This window comes from Mesorhizobium sp. WSM4311, from assembly GCF_002295115.1.
Classification (GTDB): Bacteria; Pseudomonadota; Alphaproteobacteria; order Rhizobiales; family Rhizobiaceae; genus Mesorhizobium.
This window is the reverse complement of sequence record NZ_NSFV01000003.1, coordinates 145,559-167,635: the sequence shown is the minus strand read 5'-3', so window position 1 is coordinate 167,635 and position 22,077 is coordinate 145,559. Positions and strand designations below refer to the sequence as shown.

25 protein-coding genes are annotated in these 22,077 nt (G+C 63.5%); 14 read left to right on the top strand and 11 right to left on the bottom strand.

The window, feature by feature from the left end; genetic code table 11:
* Positions 1-129 precede the first annotated feature (129 nt).
* Complete coding sequence (locus CK226_RS08060; RefSeq protein ID WP_095770350.1) at positions 130-903, top strand: HpcH/HpaI aldolase/citrate lyase family protein; 774 nt, start codon at positions 130-132, stop codon at positions 901-903.
* Between the two features lie 124 nt (positions 904-1,027).
* Here CK226_RS08060 and CK226_RS08055 read toward each other — a convergent pair whose 3' ends face one another.
* Positions 1,028-1,576 carry an alpha/beta hydrolase gene (locus tag CK226_RS08055; RefSeq protein ID WP_095791546.1) on the bottom strand — a complete coding sequence of 183 codons (549 nt, stop codon included), beginning with the start codon at positions 1,574-1,576 and terminating at the stop codon, positions 1,028-1,030.
* Positions 1,577-1,821: 245 nt separating this feature from the next.
* On the opposite strand from CK226_RS08055, the gene CK226_RS08050 reads away from it, so the two are divergent.
* Complete coding sequence (locus CK226_RS08050) at positions 1,822-2,634, top strand: VOC family protein (RefSeq protein ID WP_095791835.1); 813 nt, start codon at positions 1,822-1,824, stop codon at positions 2,632-2,634.
* A gap of 47 nt (positions 2,635-2,681) precedes the next feature.
* Here CK226_RS08050 and purB read toward each other — a convergent pair whose 3' ends face one another.
* The 3 genes from purB to CK226_RS08035 are packed head-to-tail and all read right to left on the bottom strand — an operon-like array spanning position 2,682 to position 5,289.
* Positions 2,682-3,989 (bottom strand): adenylosuccinate lyase, encoded by a 1,308-nt coding sequence (gene purB / locus CK226_RS08045; protein WP_095791545.1) that lies wholly within the window; start codon positions 3,987-3,989, stop codon positions 2,682-2,684.
* Positions 3,990-4,048: 59 nt separating this feature from the next.
* Positions 4,049-4,567 (bottom strand): hypothetical protein, encoded by a 519-nt coding sequence (locus CK226_RS08040; protein WP_095791544.1) that lies wholly within the window; start codon positions 4,565-4,567, stop codon positions 4,049-4,051.
* Entirely contained in the window at positions 4,564-5,289 is a 726-nt protein-coding gene (locus tag CK226_RS08035; protein ID WP_095770877.1) for a DUF2259 domain-containing protein, read from the bottom strand. Before CK226_RS08035 ends, CK226_RS08040 begins: the two co-directional genes overlap by 4 nt.
* Positions 5,290-5,421: 132 nt before the next feature.
* Between CK226_RS08035 and CK226_RS08030 the strand changes: the two genes are divergently transcribed.
* Entirely contained in the window at positions 5,422-5,676 is a 255-nt protein-coding gene (locus tag CK226_RS08030; protein ID WP_095791543.1) for a DUF2171 domain-containing protein, read from the top strand.
* A 9-nt stretch (positions 5,677-5,685) separates the two neighbouring features.
* On the opposite strand, the gene CK226_RS08025 is transcribed toward CK226_RS08030, so the two are convergent.
* On the bottom strand, positions 5,686-6,711 hold the full coding sequence (locus CK226_RS08025) for a P1 family peptidase (RefSeq protein WP_095791542.1): 1,026 nt from the start codon (positions 6,709-6,711) through the stop codon (positions 5,686-5,688).
* Positions 6,711-7,778 carry an ABC transporter substrate-binding protein gene (locus tag CK226_RS08020; protein ID WP_095770344.1) on the bottom strand — a complete coding sequence of 356 codons (1,068 nt, stop codon included), beginning with the start codon at positions 7,776-7,778 and terminating at the stop codon, positions 6,711-6,713. Before CK226_RS08020 ends, CK226_RS08025 begins: the two co-directional genes overlap by 1 nt.
* Before the next feature lie 181 nt (positions 7,779-7,959).
* Between CK226_RS08020 and CK226_RS08015 the strand changes: the two genes are divergently transcribed.
* The 7 genes from CK226_RS08015 to CK226_RS07985 are packed head-to-tail and all read left to right on the top strand — an operon-like array spanning position 7,960 to position 14,306.
* Complete coding sequence (locus CK226_RS08015) at positions 7,960-8,487, top strand: flavin reductase (RefSeq protein WP_095791541.1); 528 nt, start codon at positions 7,960-7,962, stop codon at positions 8,485-8,487.
* Positions 8,484-9,413, top strand: a complete 930-nt coding sequence (locus CK226_RS08010; RefSeq protein WP_095770342.1) for a MoxR family ATPase — start codon at positions 8,484-8,486, stop codon at positions 9,411-9,413. Before CK226_RS08015 ends, CK226_RS08010 begins: the two co-directional genes overlap by 4 nt.
* Before the next feature lie 4 nt (positions 9,414-9,417).
* Positions 9,418-10,668 carry a VWA domain-containing protein gene (locus CK226_RS08005; protein WP_095791540.1) on the top strand — a complete coding sequence of 417 codons (1,251 nt, stop codon included), beginning with the start codon at positions 9,418-9,420 and terminating at the stop codon, positions 10,666-10,668.
* A 49-nt stretch (positions 10,669-10,717) separates the two neighbouring features.
* Positions 10,718-11,056 carry an XdhC family protein gene (locus CK226_RS08000; protein WP_095770876.1) on the top strand — a complete coding sequence of 113 codons (339 nt, stop codon included), beginning with the start codon at positions 10,718-10,720 and terminating at the stop codon, positions 11,054-11,056.
* A 6-nt stretch (positions 11,057-11,062) separates the two neighbouring features.
* A complete protein-coding gene (locus tag CK226_RS07995) occupies positions 11,063-11,767 on the top strand; it encodes an XdhC family protein (protein ID WP_095791539.1) in 705 nt (234 codons plus the stop codon).
* A complete protein-coding gene (locus tag CK226_RS07990; protein ID WP_095791538.1) occupies positions 11,764-13,374 on the top strand; it encodes a molybdopterin-binding/glycosyltransferase family 2 protein in 1,611 nt (536 codons plus the stop codon). The genes CK226_RS07995 and CK226_RS07990 overlap by 4 nt, the downstream gene beginning before the upstream one ends.
* Before the next feature lie 32 nt (positions 13,375-13,406).
* On the top strand, positions 13,407-14,306 hold the full coding sequence (locus tag CK226_RS07985; RefSeq protein WP_095791537.1) for a phospholipase: 900 nt from the start codon (positions 13,407-13,409) through the stop codon (positions 14,304-14,306).
* Positions 14,307-14,327: 21 nt separating this feature from the next.
* Here CK226_RS07985 and CK226_RS07980 read toward each other — a convergent pair whose 3' ends face one another.
* A complete protein-coding gene (locus CK226_RS07980) occupies positions 14,328-15,380 on the bottom strand; it encodes a DUF1176 domain-containing protein (RefSeq protein WP_095791536.1) in 1,053 nt (350 codons plus the stop codon).
* Positions 15,381-15,520: 140 nt separating this feature from the next.
* On the opposite strand from CK226_RS07980, the gene CK226_RS07975 reads away from it, so the two are divergent.
* Complete coding sequence (locus CK226_RS07975; protein ID WP_095770875.1) at positions 15,521-16,027, top strand: DUF1993 family protein; 507 nt, start codon at positions 15,521-15,523, stop codon at positions 16,025-16,027.
* A gap of 55 nt (positions 16,028-16,082) precedes the next feature.
* Here CK226_RS07975 and CK226_RS07970 read toward each other — a convergent pair whose 3' ends face one another.
* Complete coding sequence (locus CK226_RS07970) at positions 16,083-16,247, bottom strand: hypothetical protein (protein ID WP_080511763.1); 165 nt, start codon at positions 16,245-16,247, stop codon at positions 16,083-16,085.
* A gap of 307 nt (positions 16,248-16,554) precedes the next feature.
* On the opposite strand from CK226_RS07970, the gene CK226_RS07965 reads away from it, so the two are divergent.
* From CK226_RS07965 to CK226_RS07955, 3 genes are all read left to right on the top strand, one after another.
* Entirely contained in the window at positions 16,555-17,088 is a 534-nt protein-coding gene (locus CK226_RS07965) for a hypothetical protein (RefSeq protein WP_245317945.1), read from the top strand.
* 115 nt (positions 17,089-17,203) lie between these two features.
* On the top strand, positions 17,204-18,271 hold the full coding sequence (locus CK226_RS07960; RefSeq protein WP_095770336.1) for an aldo/keto reductase: 1,068 nt from the start codon (positions 17,204-17,206) through the stop codon (positions 18,269-18,271).
* A gap of 45 nt (positions 18,272-18,316) precedes the next feature.
* On the top strand, positions 18,317-19,585 hold the full coding sequence (locus CK226_RS07955; protein WP_095770335.1) for a cysteine desulfurase-like protein: 1,269 nt from the start codon (positions 18,317-18,319) through the stop codon (positions 19,583-19,585).
* A gap of 15 nt (positions 19,586-19,600) precedes the next feature.
* On the opposite strand, the gene CK226_RS07950 is transcribed toward CK226_RS07955, so the two are convergent.
* From CK226_RS07950 to CK226_RS07940, 3 genes are read right to left on the bottom strand one after another with little or no spacing between them, the layout of a single operon-like run.
* The gene (locus CK226_RS07950; protein WP_095791535.1) at positions 19,601-20,629 is read right to left on the bottom strand and encodes a histone deacetylase family protein; all 1,029 of its coding nucleotides are present in this window, start codon (positions 20,627-20,629) and stop codon (positions 19,601-19,603) included.
* Positions 20,626-21,138 (bottom strand): GNAT family N-acetyltransferase, encoded by a 513-nt coding sequence (locus tag CK226_RS07945; RefSeq protein WP_095791534.1) that lies wholly within the window; start codon positions 21,136-21,138, stop codon positions 20,626-20,628. The genes CK226_RS07950 and CK226_RS07945 overlap by 4 nt, the downstream gene beginning before the upstream one ends.
* A gap of 9 nt (positions 21,139-21,147) precedes the next feature.
* On the bottom strand, positions 21,148-22,077 hold the full coding sequence (locus CK226_RS07940; protein ID WP_095791533.1) for a 3-keto-5-aminohexanoate cleavage protein: 930 nt from the start codon (positions 22,075-22,077) through the stop codon (positions 21,148-21,150).

Below are 22,077 nucleotides of genomic sequence, written 5' to 3'. Positions count from 1 at the left end.
TTGCGACGGAACCTGCGGCAAAAATGAATGACTGGACCAATCGACCGCCCGGCCAAGCCGGGCGGTTTTTCTTTGCCTTTGGCGTGGTTTCCGGCTGAAACTGCCGACATTAACGAGGAAGAAGACTAGATGTCCCTGAAGTCCCGCCTTGCCGCCGATGAAACGCTGGTCACCGCTTGGTCCGGTGTGCCGGATGCCCTGACCGTCGAGATCCTCGCCAAACAGGGCTTCGATGCCATCACGCTCGACATGCAGCATGGCGGTCATCACGAGGACAGCGTGCTGCGCGGTCTCTTGCCCGTGCTTGCCGCAAACAAGCCGGCGCTGGTGCGCATCCCCGTCGGCCGTTTCGACATGGCAAGCCGGGCGCTCGATTTCGGCGCCGAGGCGGTGATCGCGCCGATGGTGAATTCGGTGGCCGATGCAAAGCTGTTCGCCGCGGCGATGAAATATCCACCGCTCGGCGAGCGCTCGTGGGGCCCCACCTATGCCTTTCCGCGCCACGGCAAGGGCGACTATGCCGAATGGCTGCGCGACACCAATCAGCGCACCATGGCCTTTGCCATGGTCGAGACGCGCGCCGCGCTCGACGCGCTCGACGGCATTCTCGACACGCCCGGCATTGACGGCATCTTCCTCGGGCCGTCGGATTTCTCGATTGCCTGGACCAATGGCGCCACGGTCAGTTCGACGCTGGAGAGCATGATGGAGACGGTGGCGTCGGTGGCCGAGCGCACCCGCAAGGCCGGAAAACATGCTGCGATCTATGTCGTCGAACCAGCAATTGCCGGCCGGGTCGTCTCGATGGGCTATCGCCTGCTCGCCACCGGTTCCGAGCACGCGTTGATTTCGTTGGGGGCAAGGACCCTGCTGAAAGATATCAAGGATTCGATCGGAGTCTGAACCCGAACCGGAGGAACTGCCGTCACGGCGCCGGGCGGTTGGGCGCTCGCGAGCCACCTTAGATTATTGTTTATTGGAGCTCGGCGGTTTCTTCGGGACTCTGTGCGCCGACTTCGGGTCTCAATCACAGATCCGTCAGGAACTTGGCGAAGGTCATCGAGCCTTCGGGCCATGGGCCGAAGCCAGAATCCTGGTTGAGATGGCCGGTCTCGCCGGCATCGATGAACAGCGAACCCCAGGCGCCGGCTATGTCCTCGGCGACATCGAAGGCACAGAACGGGTCGTTGCGGCTGGCTATCACGACCGACGGAAAGGGCAGCGGCTCGCGCGGGTAGGGTCCGAAGGTCATCAGGTGCTTCGGCTTGATCCCAGGGTTGGCAACATCGGGCGGCGCCACGAAGAAGGCGCCGGCGACCGGTCTGACGAATTGCGGGATGGCCTGCACGGCCGCAGCCACCCCTAACGAGTGCGCGACGATGACCACAGGCCTCTCGGCCTCGTTGACCGCTTTGGCCACGCTCGCCGTCCAGTCCTCGCGGACCGGCTTCGACCATTCAGCCTGCTCGACGCGCCGCGCCGTCGACAGTTTCGATTGCCAGCGGGTTTGCCAGTGCTCGGGTCCGGAGTTGGTGTAGCCCGGGACGATCAGGATATCTGCATCTTTGACTTTCATGGAGCTGAGATAGCGAGCGTGATTGCCTCATGCAACCGTTGATGGACGCGCTTCTGCTCGTAATGGTGAACACCATGTTCGCTTTTCGCTGTCTTGTGTGAACGATCGCGATCGACGATCTGTCGTTAGGAGAGAAACAGCCGTGGAGGACCGGGATTTTGGCGCTGACACGACGTACAATAATCGGCGGCGCCGGGCCCCTGACATTGGGAGCTTCATCAAGCGTCGCCGCGATGGAGACCATGATGAGCGAACTGCCATTTGCCGCCACCACGCCGGTGAGCGTTGCCCGCGTCGGGCTGAAGGCGCGCGATGCTGAGAGCCTCGCTGCCTATTATCGCCGGGTTGTCGGCCTGCAGGAATTGAGCCGTGCCGATGGCGCGATCACGCTCGGCGCCGGCAGCCGTCCGTTGCTGGTCCTCGAGCCGGATGCTTCGGCCAAGCCGGACGATCCGCGCAGCGCCGGCCTGTTCCACACGGCTTTCCTGCTGCCCAGCCGTGCCGATCTCGGCCGCTGGATCAACCACGCCATATCAGACAAGATCGCCATCGAGGGCGCGTCCGACCATCTGGTCAGCGAAGCGCTTTACCTGACCGACCCCGAAGGCAACGGCATCGAGATCTATGCCGACCGCCGGCCGCAGGACTGGAAATGGAACGGCGACAAGATCGCCATGGCGACCGAGCGGCTCAACATTCCGGCTGTCGTCGGCGAAGTGCCGGCCGGCGATGCGGGGTGGCGAGGCGCGCCGGAAAACAGCATCGTCGGCCATGTCCATCTGCGTGTCGGCAGGCCGGAAGAGGCGGAAGCCTGGTGGAACCAGGAATTCGGCTTCGACACGGTGGCCAGATATGGCGGTCAGGCAGTGTTCCTGTCGTCAGGCCATTACCATCATCACATCGGCGCCAATGCCTGGCAGAGCGCCGGCGCCGGCCGTCGCGACCCGTCGCGCTCGGGCCTCGCCTGGGTCGAGATGCGTTCGGACAATGTGACCTGCGAAACGACCCGTGAGGATCCCTGGGGCACGGTGATCAGGACCGTTCCCGGAAAGGCGTGATCGGCGTCGGCACGGCTTCTTTCTCCCGTCTACGGGGTGAAGGAAGCTCAAGCCTCTCCAAACACCCGCCTGAAGATCGTGTCGACATGCTTGGTGTGGTAGCCCAGGTCGAATTTCTCACGGATTTCCGCCTCCGGCAGGGCAGCGGTGACTTCCTTGTCGGCCAAAAGTTCCTCAAGAAAATCAGCGCCTTGTTCCCACACCTTCATGGCGTTGCGCTGCACCAGCCGGTAGGAGTCCTCGCGCGACAGGCCTGCCTGCGTCAGCGCCAGCATGACGCGCTGCGAATGCACCAGGCCGCGGAACTTGTTCATGTTCTTCAGCATGTTCTCGGGATAGACGACCAGCTTGTCGACGACGCCGGTCAGCCGTGACAGCGCGAAATCCAGCGTCACCGTGGCGTCCGGACCGATCATGCGCTCGACGGAGGAGTGCGAGATGTCGCGCTCGTGCCAGAGCGCCACATCCTCCATCGCCGGCAGCGCCATGGAGCGCACCATGCGGGCAAGGCCGGTGAGGTTTTCCGTCAGCACGGGGTTGCGCTTGTGCGGCATTGCCGACGAGCCTTTCTGGCCCGGCGAAAAATATTCCTCCGCTTCCAGCACCTCGGTGCGCTGCAGGTGCCGGATCTCGGTCGCCAGCCGCTCCATCGACGAGGCGATGACGCCGAGCGTGGCAAAGAACATGGCGTGGCGGTCGCGCGGGATCACTTGCGTCGACACCGGCTCCGGCTTCAGCCCGAGCTTTGCCGCGACATGCTCCTCGACATAGGGTTCGATGTTGGCGAAGGTGCCGACCGCCCCGGAAATGGCGCAGGTGGCGATGTCTTCGCGTGCGTGCACCAGCCGCTCGCGGCAGCGCGAGAATTCGGCATAGGCCTGCGCCAGCTTGATGCCGAAGGTTGTCGGCTCGGCATGGATGCCGTGGCTGCGGCCGATGGTAACGGTGTCCTTGTGTTCGAAGGCGCGGCGCTTGAGCGCGGCAAGCAGGCTGTCAATGTCGGCGAGTAGAATGTCGCTGGCGCGGGTAAGCTGGACGGCAAAGCAGGTGTCCAGGACATCCGAAGACGTCATGCCCTGATGGATGAAACGCGCATCCGGTCCGACGAATTCGGCAAGATGTGTGAGGAAGGCGATGACGTCATGCTTGGTGACGCGTTCGATCTCGTCGATCTTCTCGACGTCGAATTTCGCGGCACCGCCCTTTTCCCAGATGGTCTTTGCCGCTTCCTTCGGGATGACGCCGAGTTCGGCCAGCGCGTCGCAGGCATGGGCCTCGATTTCGAACCAGATGCGAAACCGGGTTTCGGGCGACCAGATGGCGACCATTTCCGGCCGGGAATAGCGAGGGATCATCGGTCAGTCCTGATGTGTCGGAGGGTTAGCCCGCCTCCTAACAGAGACAGACAAAATGCTCAACGCCGCTGCTGTGCAAACCAGAGACTGGCGGCAAACAAGGCGATGAACCCAAGCGGAAAATAGAGCCTGATGCCCAGCACCATGAACTGGTAGGACGCCACCGCCATCGTGAAGGCGAGTTGAAACCCCCAGGTGAGGGTGAAGACCGGTGCATGCCATTCGGCATAGTATGACCGGTACTGCAAGGCATAGAGCCCGTCGGTCAGCCCGATCGTCGCGGCGGCAAGGCATACCATTGTCGCCGCGAAGGCTGCCTCCCGGCGCCTTCCCAGTGAGACCAGCCGTGCCACGAACAGGCCGACCGGAAAGGCGAGGGCGCCGCCGCCCGCAAACAGCAGCGATACGGTGCGGATTTTCTCCGGCGTCACCCAATCGTCCAGCAACAGGTTGATGAGCGCGCTCGTGCCCATGGTTGCGGCCCACAAGAACGAGCCGAAAAGCGTCGCGCGCCACCCTGGCAAGGCGCGGCGGACGAAGTTCAGGTTGCGGCTGAGTATGGCGACGTGCGTACTCACAGGCGGCCGGTCACGGCGATCCAGCGGAAGTCCGGACCCTCGAAGCCATATTGGCGCACCGCGATCAGGACAGCATAGGCGCTGAGGCTATCCATGGAGAATGTCTGGACCGCACCGATGCGGTAACCGTTCGGGCAGCCGCGGCTTTTGGGGATCGACTTGTCCTCGTGCAGCAATTTGGTGGTGCCGCCATCCTGCGCCGCGACGCGCAGCAGCCGGAAGCCATTGATCTCGCCCTGGCTGTCGCAGCCTTCGGTGCTGTTCATGCCGATCTCGTCCAGCCGGAACTCGAGCGGTTGGTCGACCGGAGAGAAGATCGGCCGCGGATTGACCGCCATGCGGTGCGGATCGGCCGAAAGCTCGGTCACCGGGTTGAAACCGGCGGTGATGCCGCGATTGGCGCTCAGCTCGGCCTGGCTGACAATGGCCTCGCCCTTTTGCCGGGCCTGAAGGCGCGCCGCGTCCAGCTTGGCGTTCTCGTCGTCGAGCCGGACCCTGATCGGCGTGCCCTTGAGAAAGCTGTCGGTGCTGGTGTCGATGTAATAGCGGTTGGCATAGGGGAAGCCCGACCCGTCCTGGACTCCGTATTCCTCGAAGGCGAACACGCCGCCATCCTTGCTGAAGCCAAGGATTTCAAGATCGGCGACATCGCCGGCCTGGACGGCGATCGACGCGCCGAGCTGCGCGGCCAGGCAAACGGCAAACAGGAAAAGCACTCGCATCTTTTTCACTCCGGCAGCCGTGATCGTTGCAATCCCTAGCACGACGAAATCAAAACGTCGTGCGGGCCGAAAGCCGATGCATCCAATCGGCTCGTCAGTTGTTATTGTCGGCAGTCCCAATGGAGAACCACCATGACCGACACCAGCAAAATTCGTGAGCATATGGAAGTCGTCGGCGCCGATGGCGTGCATCTCGGCACTGTCGACAAGATCGACGGCCAGCGCATCAAGCTGACCAAGGCCGACAGCGGCGAGGGCGCTCACAGAGGTCATCACCACTACATTCCTCTGGCCCTGGTTGCAGAAGTCGATGGCAAGAAGGTGTGGCTGTCAGCGAATTCCGATGTGGCGGTGACGTTCGAGGAAGAAAAATCCGATCCGATCTGATTGATCGATTCAGCCCAAACGCAACGACCAGACGGGAAACAGATCGTTGTCGGCTGGCGTCGCGGCAAACACGCCACGGCTGATGGCGCGCGCCATGGTGGCCCCGGCCGCGGCATAGAGGTCGATTGCCGCATCGGCCTCGAGCCGGATGCCGTTCGTCCCCGTCGCCAGTGCGAACACCAGGTCACCATCGGCCGGCGTGTGCGTCGGCCAGATGGCGTGCACGAAGCCGTCATGCGCCGACATTGCCAGGCGTTTCGCTGCGGCCTTGGTGAGAACCGCATCCGTCGCGATGACCGCGATGGTGGTGTTGCCGACGGTCTCCATCCGCGTGCCTACATGCTTGTCGCGGTATTTCAGCAAAATCTCCTTCGCATCGCCCGGCATGGGCGAGGGATAGCCGAGCCCGCCGAATTCGTCGCCGATTTCGAAGGGCGCCGCCCAGAAATGGCGGGTGCGCCCGACGGTCACCGATCCGGTCGGATTGACGGCGGCCAGCGCACCGATTGTAACGCCACTGTCCAGCAGCGTCGAAGCGGAGCCCAGGCCGCCCTTCAGCCCGGCGGTCAGCGCACCTGTGCCGGCACCGACCGTGCCGAGCTGGAAATCGGTGGCGGCGGATTGTGCTGCCTCATAGCCGAGATCGCGATATGGGGGGTAACGGCCCCATTCCTTGTCCCCACCATTGCGCAGGTCGAACAGGATCGCCGCCGGCACGATCGGCACGCGAAATCCGCCCACCTCGAAGCCGATGCCGCGCTCGCGCAACGCCGCCTGCACGCCGGACGCGGCATCGAGGCCGAAAGCCGAACCGCCCGACAGCACCACGGCGTGGATCGCCTCTATCGAATTGTGCGGTTCGAGCAGGTCAGTCTCGCGCGTGCCTGGCGCACCGCCCAGGATCTGGACACCGGCCACCGCCGGTTCGTCGCAAAGGATCGTCGTCACGCCGGATTTCAGCCGGGCGTCGGATGCATTGCCGACGCGCAGGCCGGCAACGTCGGTGATCAGATTGCGAGGACCGGTGCGGAACATCAATTGCTTTCCAAAGGCACGAAGCGCGCGCCGTCGAAGCGGAAGACGCGGTAGGGGCTCTGGCTGAGGTCGCCCTTGGCGTCAAAGCGGACCGGCCCGATCGCCGTGGTGAAATCATGCCCGCTCAGCACCTCGGTCAGCGGCTTGCCCGGGGACAAGGTCGATGCGGCCTTGGCGATCTCCACCGCCGCATAGGCCGGCAGCGTGTAGCCGTCCGGCACGATCTTTTGCGCGGAGAAGCTTTCCAGCGCCTTTGCGTCGGCGACATCGGCCCATTCGGGCGGCGCGATCATCAGCGTGCCCGTCGCATAGGCCAAGTCTCCGGGCGGCGTGCGCAGATTTTCGCCGCCGGCAAAGACCATGCCGGCCTGTAGCTGTGCGGCATCGCGACCCATAATGGCGACGTCGTCGCCGTCGCCGCCGGCAAAGACATGCGTGGCGCCGGCCTTCTTCAGTCGACCGATCATTCCTATCTGGTTATCGAGTTGCGGCCGGAACGTGTCGACGAACACCGGCTTCAGCGCCGCTTGCTCGGCCGCCGCGCGAAATGTTTCGGCCATCTCGCGGCCATAGATGGTGCCGTCGTCGATAATGGCGAACAGTTCGTTCTGCCACAGACGGGTGAGGGTGGAGGCAACGGCGTTGCGCTCATCGTCGCCGCGAGGCCCCAGGCGATAGACCGGCCAGCCGGTTTTGGCGCGGCGATCGGTAAGGCTTTCGGTGCGCACGCCGACGGTGATGACCGGGATATTGGCGTCCTTGAGGATCGGCATCGCCGCCTCGATGGCTTCGGTGCATAGGAAGCCGATCACGACACTGACCCTGGCCGCGGCAAGAGCCCTGGCCGCGGCTGCACCGCCATCGGCGGTGCAGGCATCATCCTCGGTCTTGAGTTCGACGCCGTTTGCTTGCGCCGCGAGCCCGGCACCGACCCCGATCTGCTTGCCGAGGATGGCCGACGGTCCCGACAACGGAGCAGCAACGCCGATCGTCAGCGTCTGGGCGCTGGCGGCGCCGGCCAAGAACAGCCAGGCCAGCGCGGCGGATATCGTTGCCCCGGGTCGCATCCTGCCGAAGAGTTCCTCCCAAGCCCGCGATAACAGCGCGAGCGCCAATTCTCGCCAAGACCTAAAGGCTGCCCGGCCTTGGTGCAACACGCGAATTCGGGATATGGGCCAAGCACTTCGCTTGTGGCATGTCATGTCTGGCCATATATAGCGGTAGGGTTCTGGCTATGGACAATTTCCGGTGCTGAAGAAGAATGACATTGGACCGCAGGCCTATCGCGACGCGATGAGCCATTTTGCCGGCCACGTTCACGTGGTCACCACCGACGGGCCCGCCGGCAAGCGCGGCACGACGGTAATCGCTGCCTGCTCGGTGTCGGACACGCCGCCGACCATCCTGGTCTGTCTCAACCGCGAAAATGCCAAGAATGAGCTGTTCGTGAAAAACGGCCGGTTTGCCCTGAACACGCTGGCTTCGCATCAGGAACCGCTGTCGGTCGGCTTTTCCGGCATCACCGGCCTGCCGGTCGAGGAGCGTTTCGCGCTCGGCGAATGGGATGTGATCTCCACCGGCGCACCGACGCTGAAGGGGGCGCTGGCCGTGTTCGACTGCGAACTGATCGACACCAAGGACCTGGCCACGCATCGTGTGCTTTTTGGCAAGGTGACAGGCCTTCGCATGGGCGATAATTTGCGGCCGCTGATCTATCACGCCCGCGGCTACCATGTCCTGGACAGCGGAGCGGCGGCGTTCACGGAGAAAGAATGACCGAACTGAAACCGCGCCCCGTACCGCGGACGATCGACGAGACGCTCGATCTCCTGACCGGCGCGGACTATGTGGCGGATCGATCGCTGGCGACTGTGCTTTTCCTGTCGTTGCGCATGAACCGGCCATTGTTCCTCGAGGGCGAGGCCGGCGTCGGCAAGACCGAGATCGCCAAGGTGTTGGCGCAGGCGCTTGGCCGCAGGCTGATCCGCCTGCAGTGCTATGAAGGGCTTGACGTTTCGTCTGCTGTCTACGAGTGGAATTACGCCGCGCAGATGATCGAGATCCGCATGGAGGAGGCGGCCGGCAAGGTCGACCGCTCCGCCATGGAGCGCAACGTCTTCTCGGAAAAATACCTGATCCGCCGACCGGTGCTCGATGCGTTGACTGGCAAGACGGGAGCGGCCCCGGTCTTCCTGATCGACGAACTTGACCGCACCGACGAAGCCTTCGAAGCGTTCCTGCTCGAAATCCTCTCCGACTACCAGGTGACGGTGCCCGAACTCGGCACCATCAAGGCGGAAGAACCGCCGATCGTCATCATCACCACCAACCGCACCCGCGAGATCCACGACGCGCTGAAGCGGCGCTGCCTGTATCACTGGGTCGATTATCCCAATGCCGAGCGCGAATTGGAGATCGTGCGCCGCAAGGTGCCGCGGGCCAACCAGCGGCTTTCGGCGGAGGTGGTCTCCTTCATCCAGAAACTGCGCCAGATCGAATTGTTCAAGGTGCCGGGAGTCGCCGAGACCATAGACTGGGCCGGCGCGCTGACCGAACTCGACAAGGTGGCGCTCGACCCGGAAACCGTGTCCGACACGATCGGCGTGCTGTTGAAATACCAGGACGACATTGCCCGCATCGGCACGGGCGAGGGCCGGCGCATCCTCGACGAGGTCAAGGCCGAGCTCGCGGCGGCGGAGTAACGCGATGAAGGCGCCGCGTTCCGACTCCAAAGAGGCGACGGCGGGCGGACGCATCGCCGACAACATCATCTATTTCGCCCGCACCTTGCGCAAGGCTGGCATGCGGGTCGGGCCGGCCTCGGTCAAGGACGCCATCGAGGCGGTGCTGGCCGCCGGCATCGGCTCGCGTGACGATTTCTACTGGACGCTGCATGCCGTGCTGGTGTCCAGGCACGAGGATCACCCGGTCTTCGACGAGGCCTTCCGCCTGTTCTGGAAATCGCGCGAACTGATCGAGAAACTGCTGGCGATGTTTTCGCCCGTGGCGCCCGACGTCAGGGAGAAGCAGAAGCCGCGCGCGGCCGAGAACCGCGTCAGCCAGGCAATGTTCGAAGGCCATCAGAAAAACCAGCCACCGCAGGAGGTCCCTGAGATCGAGGTCGATGCCCGCTTCACCTTTTCCGGCAACGAGGTGTTGCGGGACAAGGACTTTGCCCAGATGAACGCTACCGAAATGGCGGACGCGAAGAAGGCGATCGCCGAGCTGCGGCTGCCTTTCGACATGGTGCGGACCCGGCGCTTCAAGGCGGATGCGCATGGCCGCCGCATCGACCCGCGCGCCATGATGCGCTCGGCCGCGCGCACCGGCGGCGAATTGATCCTGCCGAAATTCCGCTCGGCCCGTGAAGTCCACCCGCCGCTGGTGGTGCTGGCCGACATTTCCGGCTCGATGAGCCAGTACACGCGCATCTTCCTGCATTTTCTGCACGCGCTGACGGAAAAACGCCGCCGCGTCCACACCTTCGTCTTCGGCACGCGGCTGACCAATCTGACCCGGCAGATGCGCCACCGCGATCCCGATGCCGCCCTTGCCGATTGTTCGGCGGCGGTCAAGGACTGGTCCGGCGGCACACGCATTGGCGACACACTGGCCGAGTTCAACCTGATATGGTCGCGGCGCGTGCTGGGACAGGGCGCGGTCGTGCTTCTGATCACCGACGGGCTGGAGCGCGACGATGTCGCCGGCCTTTCGCAGGAGATGGAGCGGCTGCATAAATCCTGCCGGCGGCTGATCTGGTTGAACCCGTTGCTGCGCTTCGACGGTTTTCAGGCACGTGCTCGCGGCGTCAAGGCGATGCTGCCGCATGTCGATGAATTCCGCTCGGTACACAATCTCGATGCGCTCGCCGACCTCTGCGCGTCGCTGGACAAGAAGTCGGCACAGTCCGTCGATCCGCGGCGATGGATGGAAGCTGGCGCGAGGCACGCCGCATAGCCATATGTTTCCCGGCCCCCTGGAAAAACAGACCCTGAGAGAAGCAACGATGAACGACAGTCATTATCTCGATGAGGCCCGCGATCCGCTGATCATCGCGGAAGGTTGGATGAAGGATGGCAAGGATGTCGCCATTGCCACCGTGGTCGAGACCTGGGGTTCGGCGCCGAGGCCTGTCGGCAGCCATCTGGTCATCGACGCCGAAGGCAATTTTCACGGCTCGGTCTCGGGCGGCTGCGTCGAGGGCGCGGTGGTGACCGAGGCGATCGATGTCATCGGCTCCGGCAAGGCCAGGATGCTCGAATTCGGCGTCGCCGACGAAACCGCCTGGCAGGTCGGCCTGTCCTGCGGCGGCCGCATCAAGGTGTATGTCGAGCGGTTGGGCTGATCTCAGATGGATCCATACGCGCTGAAAGCCTTGAATGCCGAGCGCCGCGCCCGCCGTGCGGCGATCCTCGTCACCGATCTCGGTGATGCCCGCGACCGCATCGTGCGTGAGGGCGATCAGGTCGCCGGGGATCTCGGAGCCGCGATCGCCAAGGCCTTTCGATCGGGCAATTCCGGTTCGGTCGAGGCCGAAGGGCGGACCTTCTTTCTCAACGCGCATCTGCCGCAGCCGCGCCTCGTGGTGATCGGCGCCGTTCATATCAGCCAGGCGCTGGCGCCGATGGCGAAAATCGCCGGCTATCCCGTCGAGATCATCGATCCGCGCACCGCTTTTGCCACGCCGGACCGCTTTCCCGATGTCGCTCTGCATGCCGAGTGGCCGGAAGATGTACTGAAACGCCAGCCGCTCGACAGCTATACCGCACTTGCCGCCGTCACCCATGACCCGAAGATCGACGATTTCGCGCTGAAGGCCGCGCTAGACGCCAATTGCTTCTATGTCGGTGCGCTTGGCAGCCGCAAGACGCACGCCAAGCGCGTCGAGCGCCTGCTGGCGCTGGGCGCAACTGCCGACCAGATCGCCCGTATCCATGCGCCGATCGGGCTCGATATCGGTGCCGCGAGCCCCGCCGAGATCGCCGTGGCCGTTCTCGCGCAGACCATCCACGCCTTCCGCTCGCGCGGCCTCGATGCCAAAGGCGCGGTAGCGTGAAATTCGGTCCGATTGCGATTGAAGAGGCAGAAGGCGCGGTGCTGGCGCATGCCACCACCGCTGGTGAAAAGCGCTTTCGCAAGGCGCACAGGCTGAGCGCCGAAGATGTTTCCGTACTCAAGCGGGCTGGCGTCTCGCAGGTCGTTGCGGCGGTGCTGGCCTCGGATGATCTCGGCGAGGACGCCGCGGCGCAAAGAATTGCCGAGAGCATGAGGTTCAGCGGCATCGAGGTGAGGCCGGCGGCCACTGGCCGGGTCAATCTCCACGCCAAGGCATCCGGCATCTTCACGGTCAGCGCGGCAATGATCGACGCCATCAACGCCGTCGATCCCGCCATCACCATTGCCACGCTGGCGCAGCATGCTCCGGTCGAAAAAGGCCAGATGGTGGCGACTGTGAAGATCATCCCCTTCGCGGTCGTTTCGACCTTGGTCGACACCGTGATGAAGATCTGCGCCGGCGGCGAGATCTTTGCCGTCAACGCCTATCAGCCGGTGCGCGTCGGCGTCATCCAGACGGTCCTGCCGGGCATCAAGCCCAGCGTGCTCGACAAGACGCTGCGCGTCACCGAAGCGCGGCTGGCGCGTTCGGGCGGCAGGTTGACGGCGGAACGCCGCACGCCGCACGAGATCGCGCCCGTGGCGGAGGCCGCCGCCTCGCTGGCGCGCGACAATGACCTGGTGGTGATCTTTGGCGCCTCGGCAATGAGCGATTTCGCCGATGTCGTTCCCGCGGCGATCGAGAGGGCCGGCGGAACCGTTGTCCGCGCCGGCATGCCGGTCGATCCCGGCAATCTGCTGGTGCTCGGTACACTCGGCGGCAAGCGAGTCATCGGCGCGCCCGGCTGCGCCCGCAGTCCCAAGGAAAACGGCTTCGACTGGGTGCTCGACCGCCTGGTTGCCGGCCTCGACGTCACCGCGAAGGATATCGCCGGCATGGGGGTCGGCGGGCTGCTGATGGAAATCCCGACGCGGCCGCAGCCGCGCGAACCGCTGCCGGCCAAGAGCCGGCTCAAGGTCGCCATAGTGCTTCTGGCGGCTGGCCGGTCAAGCCGCATGGGCGGCCCGAACAAGCTCATGGCGCTGTTCGACGGCAAGCCGCTGGTGCGCCGCACCGCGGAGCGCGCGCTCGGCTCGAAGGCTTCGGGCACGATCGTCGTCACCGGCCATCAGCGCGAGCGCGTGCGTGCGGCGCTGGCGGGGCTGGATGTGACCTTCGCCGACAATCCCGATTTCGCCGATGGCCTGTCGACCTCGCTGAAGGCCGGCATTGCCTATCTGCCCGAGGACACCGCCGGCGTGATGATCGTTTTGGGAGATATGCCTGGCGTCGTATCAGGCGATCTCGACCGGCTGATCGATGCCTTCCGCAAGGCCGGAGGCAATTCCGTGGTCCGCGCCTCGCATCAGGGCAAGCGCGGCAACCCGGTGCTCCTGCCGCGCGCGCTGTTCCCGGCCATCGCCCATCTCGAAGGCGATACCGGCGCACGCCATCTGGTCGAGGCCGAGGGGCTCGATGTCATCGATGTCGAGATCGGCGAGGGCGCGTCTGTCGATGTCGACACCCGCGAGGCGCTCGAAGGTGCAGGCGGCGTGCTGCAGGATTGACAAACCCGGGCCGAATTACGCAAGCCTGCGGTATGGCCTTTCGTTTTCTTTCCCCACTCCATGCCTTTCTGGCTGCTTTATTTGTTCTTGGCCTTGCCCGCCAGGCCGATGCCCTCGAACTGAAACCCTTCAAGGACGATCTCTTCGCCTATCCGGCGACCTTGTCGACGGGCGACGGCGGCGCTTACACCGTCATCGACTACCGCGAGATGCGCGATATCAACCAGCGCGACGAAGTGCCCGAAAAGCGCGTGCATCCGCAATACACCGACACCAGCGTGCGCCAGGTGCAGCAGGATCTGATGCTGAAGACGGACGCCGGCGATGTCAGGCACGTCGCCGTCGGCAAGACGCAAGGAGCTGCCCTCATCGTGCTCTACCTGCACGGGCAGGGTGGCAGTCGCAAGCAGGGCGTCGACGATTTCACTTTCGGCGGCAATTTCAACCGGCTCAAGAACCTGATGGCCGGCAATGGCGGGCTTTATCTCTCGCCGGATTTCCCGGATTTCGGTGACAAGGGGGCCGCACAGGTCGCGGCATTGATCGATCATTATGCCGAACAGTCCCCAGGCGCGAAAATCTTCGTCGCCTGCGGCTCGATGGGCGGCGCGCTGTGCTGGAAGCTTGCCGCGCGCAACGATACCGGCCGGCGCATCAACGGGCTGCTGCTGCTCGGATCGCTATGGGACGAGAGTTTCCTCGCAAGTCCCGCCTTCAGGCGCCATGTCCCCGTCTTCTTCGGCCAGGGCAGCCATGACGTGGTATTTCCCGTAGCGAACCAGGAAGCCTTCTTCCGCTCCATCATCGCCAGGTCGAAGGCCTATCCCTATCCGACCCGCTTCGTCCGCTTCGAGACCGGCACGCACGGCACGCCAATCCGCATGGTCGACTGGCGTGGCACGCTGAACTGGATGCTGTCGAAGGCGCCTTGATCGGCGCTGCCCCGACGTCCCTCAGGGCGCGGTGTTGTAGTCGACGACCGTCTGAGGGTTCTCCTCGCCGTCATAGGACGCATCGACGTCATACTGGACCAGGGAGAAATCGCCGTTCCGGAACAGATAGGTTCCCGAATCGGAGGCATCGCCGACGCCACGCCACTTGTCGAAGGTGGTGATCGTATGGGTTTCCGCGTCATAGTCGGAATTGACCGCCCAACCGGTCGTCTCGAAGCCGACGATGCTCATGCCCAGCAATTTGCCGTCGCTGTTGTTGTTCTCATAGCGGATGTCCATCTTGGGTTCGGCGAACTGCAATTGCTTCACGGCCGACAATTCGTCGGTCATGTAGTAGACCGAACTTTCATTGTAGGCCGCGGCCGAACAGGAGAAATGGAACAGCCGTGTTTCCTTGTCGGGATCGCCGGGCTGCGCATCCTTGTCCTTGTACTTGATCGAAAACACCTCCGGCTCATTAGCCAGGAACTGCTTGTCGCACTGGTCGCCATAGGTCGCCAGGAAGGCTTTCTTGGCCTGCTCGAGTGCCGTATCCTTCTTCGGCGGCGGCGGGCCGTCGCCGCAGCTTGGCGGCAGCGCCTCTTCGAAATCGGCGGTGGAGAGTTTCAGCGCGCCTTTTTCGATATGGATCGGATCGAAGGGCGGCGCCGCCTGGATCTGGGCATTGACCTGTCGCAGCGTGTAGCAGCCGGCAAAGACCTTTTCGCCGCCGCTCTTGTCGGTGGCACGGATGGCGACCGGGACATTGTAGAAGATGCTGCCGGCGGCACCGTCGTCCGAAATGGCACCGGTCGCGACCTCGACCTTGTCGGTGCCGTCATAACCCTTGACGAAACTGTCGAAATCCTTAGCCGGCTTTGTGTCGCCGAAGTAACCCCAGGCGCGGGCGAATTCGTGCCGGTTGATGGCGCTGTAGAGCGAGCGAATGACCGCCTCGGCGCTCGATCGGTCGTCGACATAGGGTGCTTCGGGCGCGTCATCGGCGGCCAGCGCCGCTTGGCCGGATGTGGCAAGGGAGAGAAGGGCAGTCGCTGCGAGAAGGACGCATCTCATCGGGAATCTCCGCTCGATAACGCAAATTCTACCATGGCGATTGCGGCGGCGTGGTGACGCGGAGCCGACGGCGCTTGAAGAATCGTTTGCGCAGGCGCTACCTCGCTGCGCCGGCGTTCCGACCGGACAGGAGATCTGACGTGACGATATCGATGTATGAGGCATCCGTGCCCGTGTTTTCAACCAGGCTGAAAGCACTTTCCAATGTGCTGGCTGCTGCCGAACAGAACGCGCTTGACCGCAAGATCGACCCGCAGGTGTTTTTGACGGCGCGGCTCGCACCCGACATGTTCGCTTTGACCCGGCAGGTGCAGATCGCCACCGACCACGCCAAGGGCGCGCCGTCGCGGCTGGCCGGCCGGGAGGTACCAAAATACGAGGACAATGAAGCAAGCTTTGCCGAACTCGAGGCGCGGATCGCCAAGACGCTCGCGCTTCTGGCGACGTTCTCGCCCGCCGAGATCGACGGCTCCGACAACAAGGTGATCGAACTGAAACTCGGCGGACGCGAAACGACTTTGGCTGGCATGCAGTATCTGCTGCATGTGGCCATGCCCAATTTCTATTTCCACCTCACCACCGCTTACGACATTCTTCGCCACAATGGCGTGCCACTCGGCAAGGCGACATTCCTGGGATCGCGTTAAGGCGCAAGCATTCCGAGATGTCCCGGATCCGTCCGGGACATCTCGCGAGACGCATCTAGCGAATGGACATTTCGCGGGCGACGCGCGGAAAATCGGCGGGCTTGATGCCGATATCGGCACGGTCGGCATTGCTCATCGAATGAAGCAATGCGAGCGCCGCGCGATATCGCAGATGTTCCTGCGGGCGCGGCCGGGCAAACATTTCCGTGAAGAAACCCATGAATCAGGCTCCTGGTTGGTCCTCCACGCCAGCCAATATAGGCGAATCGTGACAATTGTGCAGTGCAGCATTTGCATGCCTGCCATGTCCGGATAAGTTTCCTAGAATTTTTTTGCGGCCCGCTGAAACTTCCGCGCCGCACGAACCGTAGGCTTCGACACTGGCCCGTGGTCAGTTTTTCCTCGCCACTCCTGGCGAATTTCTGCATGAAAGTGCAGTCCGGCTTTTGTTTTGAGGGACCGGCCACGATCCTCGAATGGCTAAATTCATTAAGATCGGTGGTATGTATTTTTAACGAGCCGGTTCTATGGTCCGGAAACCTGACAGTCAGGCAAGGGAGGCTGACATCGCTACCAGCGCCAAGCGTGATTTCGCTTCGCTGCTCGACGACCTCTTCGTTGCCTCCGACAAGGGTGACGGTAGCGGGGGCGACGAGGCCGGCGCGCGTCCGTCGATTCCGTTCGATTATCTCTCGGTCGCCGATGAGCTCCATTCCGGCCGCATCAAGGTATCCGCCGCCGAATATCGCGAGGCCGGTGCCGACCTGGCGAGCGAATTCGCCGCCTTACTCGAACATGCCAAGCTGGCGCTGGCTGCCGAGGACCCGAAGCCCGAGGAAAAGCTGCCGCCGATCGATCCGGAATCGATCGCGGCTGAACTGGGACTGAACCAGCCCAAGAGCGCCGCCGATTTCGGCCGCATGCGCCGCAGCTTTGCCTTCACCAACCATCCCGATCGCGTCGCCCCGCATCTGCGCCAGCGCGCCATGATCCGCATGCAGGTGGCCAACATGCTGATCGACGAGGCCAAGCGCCGCGCCGTGGCCGGCGCCCGCCGCTAGCTCAACATCGCTGGTTCACGCAAAAGTCGGCCTGGCGAGGCTTGGAGAGCGGCATGGCTTTGCCTATACATGCAGCCTCCCTCCCGCGCAGACTTTCCCTCCGGAGCAGAATTCCATGCACAAACGCCGTCTCGGTCGGACCGATCTTCTTGTTACCCAGATCTGCCTTGGTTCGATGACCTGGGGCCAGCAGAACACCGAGGCCGAAGGCCACGCGCAGCTGGATCTGGCTTTTTCGCGCGGCGTCAATTTCATCGACACCGCCGAGCTCTACCCGATCCCGCCAAAGGCGGAGACGCAGGGGCGGACGGAAAAGATCATCGGCAGCTGGATGAAGGCCAAGGGCAACCGCGACAAGGTGATCCTTGCCTCCAAGGTCGTCGGCCGCACCGCCAACACCTGGTTTCGCGGCGACAGGCCGTCGCAATTGGTGCGCGCCGATATTTTTGACGCCATCGACAAATCCCTGGCCAAGCTCGGCACGGACTATCTCGACCTCTACCAGATCCATTGGCCGGAACGGGATATCCCCTGGGGTGCCAACCCGACGCGCATCGGCGCCGTGGGGCGGCGGGCCGATGCCGACGGCGCACCGGCCGACGAAACGCCGATCGCCGAGACGCTCGGCGTCTTCGATGAGCTGGTGAAGGCGGGAAAGATCCGCCATTTCGGCTTGTCGAACGAAAGCTCCTGGGGCCTCATGCGGTTTCTTGCCGAGTCCGACAAAGGCGTTGGCCCGCGCGTGGCGTCGATCCAGAACGCCTACAATCTCGTCAACCGCACCTTCGAGGTGAACCTTGCCGAGGTCTGCGAGCGCGAACAGGTGTCGCTGCTGCCTTATTCGCCGCTGGCGCAGGGCTATTTGACCGGCAAATACGACCATGGCGCCCGACCGCAGGGCTCGCGCTCGCAATTGTTCAATCGCGGCCAGCGTTACGAGACGCCGAATGCAGCCGAAGCGCTGCTCGAATACAATGAACTGGCGCGCTCCTTCGGCATAGAGCCGGCGTTGTTTGCCAATGCCTATGTGTCGAGCCGGCCCTTCGTCACCTCCAATATCATCGGCGCGACGACCATTCCGCAGCTCGAAATGGCGTTGTCTTCGGTGGACGTCGTCTGGACCGAGGAGATGCAGAAGGCGGTGGACGCGATCCATCAGAGGGTCGGCAATCCCTGTCCCTGATCGGCGGGGATAGAATTATCATGGAATAACAAAGGGGTGGAGAGAATGGCGGATTTTTCGATCGAGGCCGTGCGCGGACAATTTCCAGCGCTTTCCCTGACCGACAAGGGCCGCCGTCGCATCTATCTCGACAATCCCGCAGGCACGCAGGTGCCGCAGGCCGTCGTCGATGCGGTGTCGCGCTGCCTGCTCACGACCAACGCCAATCTCGGGGGCTATTTCGAAACGACGATCGCGGCTCAATCCGTCGTCGACGAGGCGCATCAGGCGATGGCCGATTTCCTTGGTGCGGCGAGCCCCGAGGAAATCATCATCGGCGCCAACATGACGACGCTGACCTATCACATGTCACGCACGCTCGGCCGCACGCTGAAGCCAGGTGACGAGATCATCCTCACCCGCATGGACCATGAGGGCAATGTGTCGCCCTGGCTGCAACTGGCCGAGGATCTTGGCCTCGTGGTGCGCTGGCTGCCATTCGATGAAAAGAGCTGGCAGGTCGAAGGGGAGGCGCTGGCCGGGCTGCTGTCCGACAAGACACGGCTGGTCGCGTTGAATTATGCCTCGAACCTGACGGGTTCGATCAACCGGGTCAGGTCCCTGACTGCCATCGCTAAACGGGCCGGCGCCCTGGTCTATGTCGATGCCGTGCAGTTCGCACCGCATGGCCTGATCGACGTGCAAGAGCTCGGCTGCGATTTCCTGATCTGCTCGGCCTACAAGTTCTTCGGTCCACATATGGGCGTTTTGTGGGGACGGCGCGAAATCATCAATGACCTGAAACCCTACAAATGCCGCTGTTCGTCCAATGGCCTGCCGGAGCGGTTCGAGCTTGGCACGCCGCAGATCGAGCTGATGGCCGGCCTCACGGCGGCCGTCGACTACTTTGCCGGGCTGGGTGCGGCAGCGGGTGTGAGTGGTTCGCGCAGGCAGAAGATCGCCAGGGCCTTCGAGGTTTCGATCGCCTATGAAAACCCGCTGGCGGAGAGGCTGATCGATGGCCTGTCCGACATTCCGGGCCTGACCATCCATGGCATCACCGATCGCAAGCGGCTCGCCGATCGCGTGCCGACGGTCTCCTTTACTGTCGAGGGCATCGTGCCGGAGACGATCGTGCGGCAGATGAACGCCGAAAACATCTTCCTGTGGTCCGGCCACAACTACGCCTGGGAAATCGTCCACCAGCTCGGCATTCCGGCCGAGCAGGGGGTCGTGCGCATCGGCATCGCGCATTACAACACTGGGGCCGAAATCGAAGAGACGCTGGAGAGCGTGCACCGGGTCATCGCGATGCTCAGGCAGCAGCGCTCCTGACGCCAGGAGAAACCGTCACCGCATCCTGCCGCCGAAGCCGGTGAGGAAGGCGGTGAGATTGTCGCCGAGTGCGTCGCAGAGATAGCCGCCCTCCTGGACGATGACGCTCGGCAGGCCGAGTTTGGCAATCGCCTCGCCAATACGCGAGAAGCCGGGCGTCGTCACCGAAAGCCCGCCGAACGGATCGCCCTCGAAGGCGTCGAGGCCGAGCGCGACCACCAGCGCGTCCGGCGAAAAGGCGCCGATACGCTGGAACGCCACTTCGAGCGCCTCCAGAAACGCCGCGTCGGCCGATTTGCGCGGCAGCGGCAGGTTGAAATTATAGCCGAGGCCGGGGCCTTCGCCGCGCTCGTCGGCGTGACCCCAGAAGAACGGATAGAAGCGCACCGGGTCGGCATGCAGCGAAACGGTGAGTACGTCAGGACGGGCATAGAAGATGCCTTGCGTGCCGTTGCCGTGGTGCAGGTCGACGTCGAGAATGGCCACGCGCGCCGCCTGCTTGCGCAGCACCTGCGCAGCGACCGCCGAATTGTTGATGAAGCAGAAGCCGCCGGCGACGTCGGCAAAGGCATGATGGCCGGGTGGACGGCACAGCGCATAGGCTGCCGGCGCGCCAGCCATCACCGTTTCCGCCGCCTCGACCGCACTCCAGGCACTCCACAGCGCGCTTTGCCAGGTTTCGCCCGAGATCGGGCAAGCGGTATCGGCCATATGATAGCCAGCCTGCCCGACGGCCGAGGCTGGATAGGAGCCGTTGCGCGCGATCGGGTGGATGTTGGGGATCACTTCCGCCGAGGCGCCCTCGATGCGCTGCCAGCGCTCGAAAATATGTTCGAGGAAGTCGAGATATTCGGGCGTGTGCACCGCCGAGACCGGGCCAAGCCCGTGATTGCGTGGCCGGTCGATCGTGCAGCCGGCAGATTTTGCGCCGGCTAACAATCTTTCGATCCGCTCGGGCTTTTCCGGATTGGGCTGCGCGGCACCGCTGGAAAGAAAGGCCTTCGGGTCGTGGCGCTTCTGCTCTTCGGCGTAAAAGGCCTTCATTCCCGTTCCCCATTGACCGGCGCGTCGGCGAAGGCAAAAAAGGCTTCGCCGACGATTTTCTGCGTCTGTTCGTAACTCGACCAGGCGATACCCAGCCTTTCATAGAAGGCCTTGGCGCCTTCATTGTCGGTGTCGACCGACAGCCTGAGATAGACGCCACCTTCTTTGCGGCATTCCGCAGCGACTCGTCGCAACAGCCGCTCGCCGATCTTGCGGCCACGGAACCGGTCCTCGACATAGAGGTCCTGCACATAGACGCCGGGCCGCCCCATCCAGGTCGAAAAGATCGGAAAATGCAGGCAAAGGCCAGCGAACTCGCCGCCCACCTCGGCGATCAGCGTCGAAAAGGCGGGCTTTTCACCAAAACCGTAGCGGCGGAGATCATCTGATGTTGAGGTGATCTCCTGATGAGCGCCGATATGGGTGCCGAGTTTGAGAAGCGCGGCGTGGATCGTTTCAGCGTCATCGATGCGACCGGGGCGGATCAGGACGTCACTGGGTTTGGTCACGGTCTTGCCTCAAAACGCCACCCGGTCGCCACCTTTCAGCGCCAGCATCTCACGTGCCTCGGCAGGTGTGGCAGCCTCCAGCGACAGGCCGTCGAGAATGCCCTGGATGCGGCGCACCTGGTCGGCGTTGGATTTCGCCAACTGGCGGCCGTCGTAGAGACTGTCTTCCAGGCCGACACGGACATTGCCGCCCATCGCCGCGCCGATCGAGATCAGCGGCATCTGCTGGCGGCCGGCAGCCAGCACCGAGAACTGGTAGCTGTCGCCGAACAATTTGTCGGCGATGCGCTTCATGTGGATAAGATTGTCCGGATCGGCGCCGATGCCGCCCAGAATACCCAGCACGAACTGGATGAACAGCGGCCCCGACACCAGCCCGCGGTCGCGGAAATGCGCCAGCGAGTAGAGATGGCCGACATCGTAGCATTCGAATTCGAAGCGCGTGCCGCAGCCCTTGCCCAGCCTCTCAAGCTCGCCTTCCATATCGGCGAAGGTGTTCTTGAAGATGGTGTCGCGCGTGGCTTCCAGCAGCTTCGGCTCCCATTCGTGCTGCCATTCGCGTGGCTTGTCGAGCATCGGGAACAGCGCGAAATTCATCGAGCCCATGTTGAGCGAGCACATTTCGGGCTCGGCGCGCAGCGGCGCTGCCAATCGCTGGTCCAGCGTCATCAGCGAAGAACCGCCGGTAGTGATGTTGATCACCGCGTCGGTTGCCTGCTTGATGCGCGGCAGGAACTGCATGAACACCTCCGGATCGGCCGTCGGCCGGCCGTCTTTGGGGTCGCGGGCATGCAGATGCAGGATCGACGCGCCGGCCTCAGCGGCTGCAATGGCATCGGTCGCGATCTGGTCCGGCGTCACCGGCAGGTAGGGCGACATGGACGGCGTATGCACCGAGCCGGTGACGGCGCAGGTGATGATGACTTTTCGCGGCGCCAT

Bases quoted from the DNA above. Each gene is read 5' to 3' on its own strand.
- CK226_RS08035 (WP_095770877.1), bottom strand. From the start codon at position 5,289: ATGCGAGTGCTTTTCCTGTTTGCCGTTTGCCTGGCCGCGCAGCTCGGC.
- CK226_RS07980 (WP_095791536.1), bottom strand. From the start codon at position 15,380: ATGAGATGCGTCCTTCTCGCAGCGACTGCCCTTCTCTCCCTTGCCACA.
- CK226_RS08020 (WP_095770344.1), bottom strand. From the start codon at position 7,778: ATGCGACCCGGGGCAACGATATCCGCCGCGCTGGCCTGGCTGTTCTTG.
- CK226_RS07955 (WP_095770335.1), top strand. From the start codon at position 18,317: ATGGCGGATTTTTCGATCGAGGCCGTGCGCGGACAATTTCCAGCGCTT.
- CK226_RS08025 (WP_095791542.1), bottom strand. From the start codon at position 6,711: ATGTTCCGCACCGGTCCTCGCAATCTGATCACCGACGTTGCCGGCCTG.
- CK226_RS08010 (WP_095770342.1), top strand. From the start codon at position 8,484: ATGACCGAACTGAAACCGCGCCCCGTACCGCGGACGATCGACGAGACG.
- CK226_RS07950 (WP_095791535.1), bottom strand. From the start codon at position 20,629: ATGAAGGCCTTTTACGCCGAAGAGCAGAAGCGCCACGACCCGAAGGCC.
- CK226_RS07995 (WP_095791539.1), top strand. From the start codon at position 11,063: ATGGATCCATACGCGCTGAAAGCCTTGAATGCCGAGCGCCGCGCCCGC.
- CK226_RS08060 (WP_095770350.1), top strand. From the start codon at position 130: ATGTCCCTGAAGTCCCGCCTTGCCGCCGATGAAACGCTGGTCACCGCT.
- CK226_RS08055 (WP_095791546.1), bottom strand. From the start codon at position 1,576: ATGAAAGTCAAAGATGCAGATATCCTGATCGTCCCGGGCTACACCAAC.
- CK226_RS08005 (WP_095791540.1), top strand. From the start codon at position 9,418: ATGAAGGCGCCGCGTTCCGACTCCAAAGAGGCGACGGCGGGCGGACGC.
- CK226_RS07965 (WP_245317945.1), top strand. From the start codon at position 16,555: ATGGTCCGGAAACCTGACAGTCAGGCAAGGGAGGCTGACATCGCTACC.
- purB (WP_095791545.1), bottom strand. From the start codon at position 3,989: ATGATCCCTCGCTATTCCCGGCCGGAAATGGTCGCCATCTGGTCGCCC.
- CK226_RS08000 (WP_095770876.1), top strand. From the start codon at position 10,718: ATGAACGACAGTCATTATCTCGATGAGGCCCGCGATCCGCTGATCATC.
- CK226_RS08030 (WP_095791543.1), top strand. From the start codon at position 5,422: ATGACCGACACCAGCAAAATTCGTGAGCATATGGAAGTCGTCGGCGCC.
- CK226_RS07960 (WP_095770336.1), top strand. From the start codon at position 17,204: ATGCACAAACGCCGTCTCGGTCGGACCGATCTTCTTGTTACCCAGATC.
- CK226_RS07940 (WP_095791533.1), bottom strand. From the start codon at position 22,077: ATGGCGCCGCGAAAAGTCATCATCACCTGCGCCGTCACCGGCTCGGTG.
- CK226_RS07985 (WP_095791537.1), top strand. From the start codon at position 13,407: ATGGCCTTTCGTTTTCTTTCCCCACTCCATGCCTTTCTGGCTGCTTTA.
- CK226_RS07970 (WP_080511763.1), bottom strand. From the start codon at position 16,247: ATGGGTTTCTTCACGGAAATGTTTGCCCGGCCGCGCCCGCAGGAACAT.
- CK226_RS08050 (WP_095791835.1), top strand. From the start codon at position 1,822: ATGAGCGAACTGCCATTTGCCGCCACCACGCCGGTGAGCGTTGCCCGC.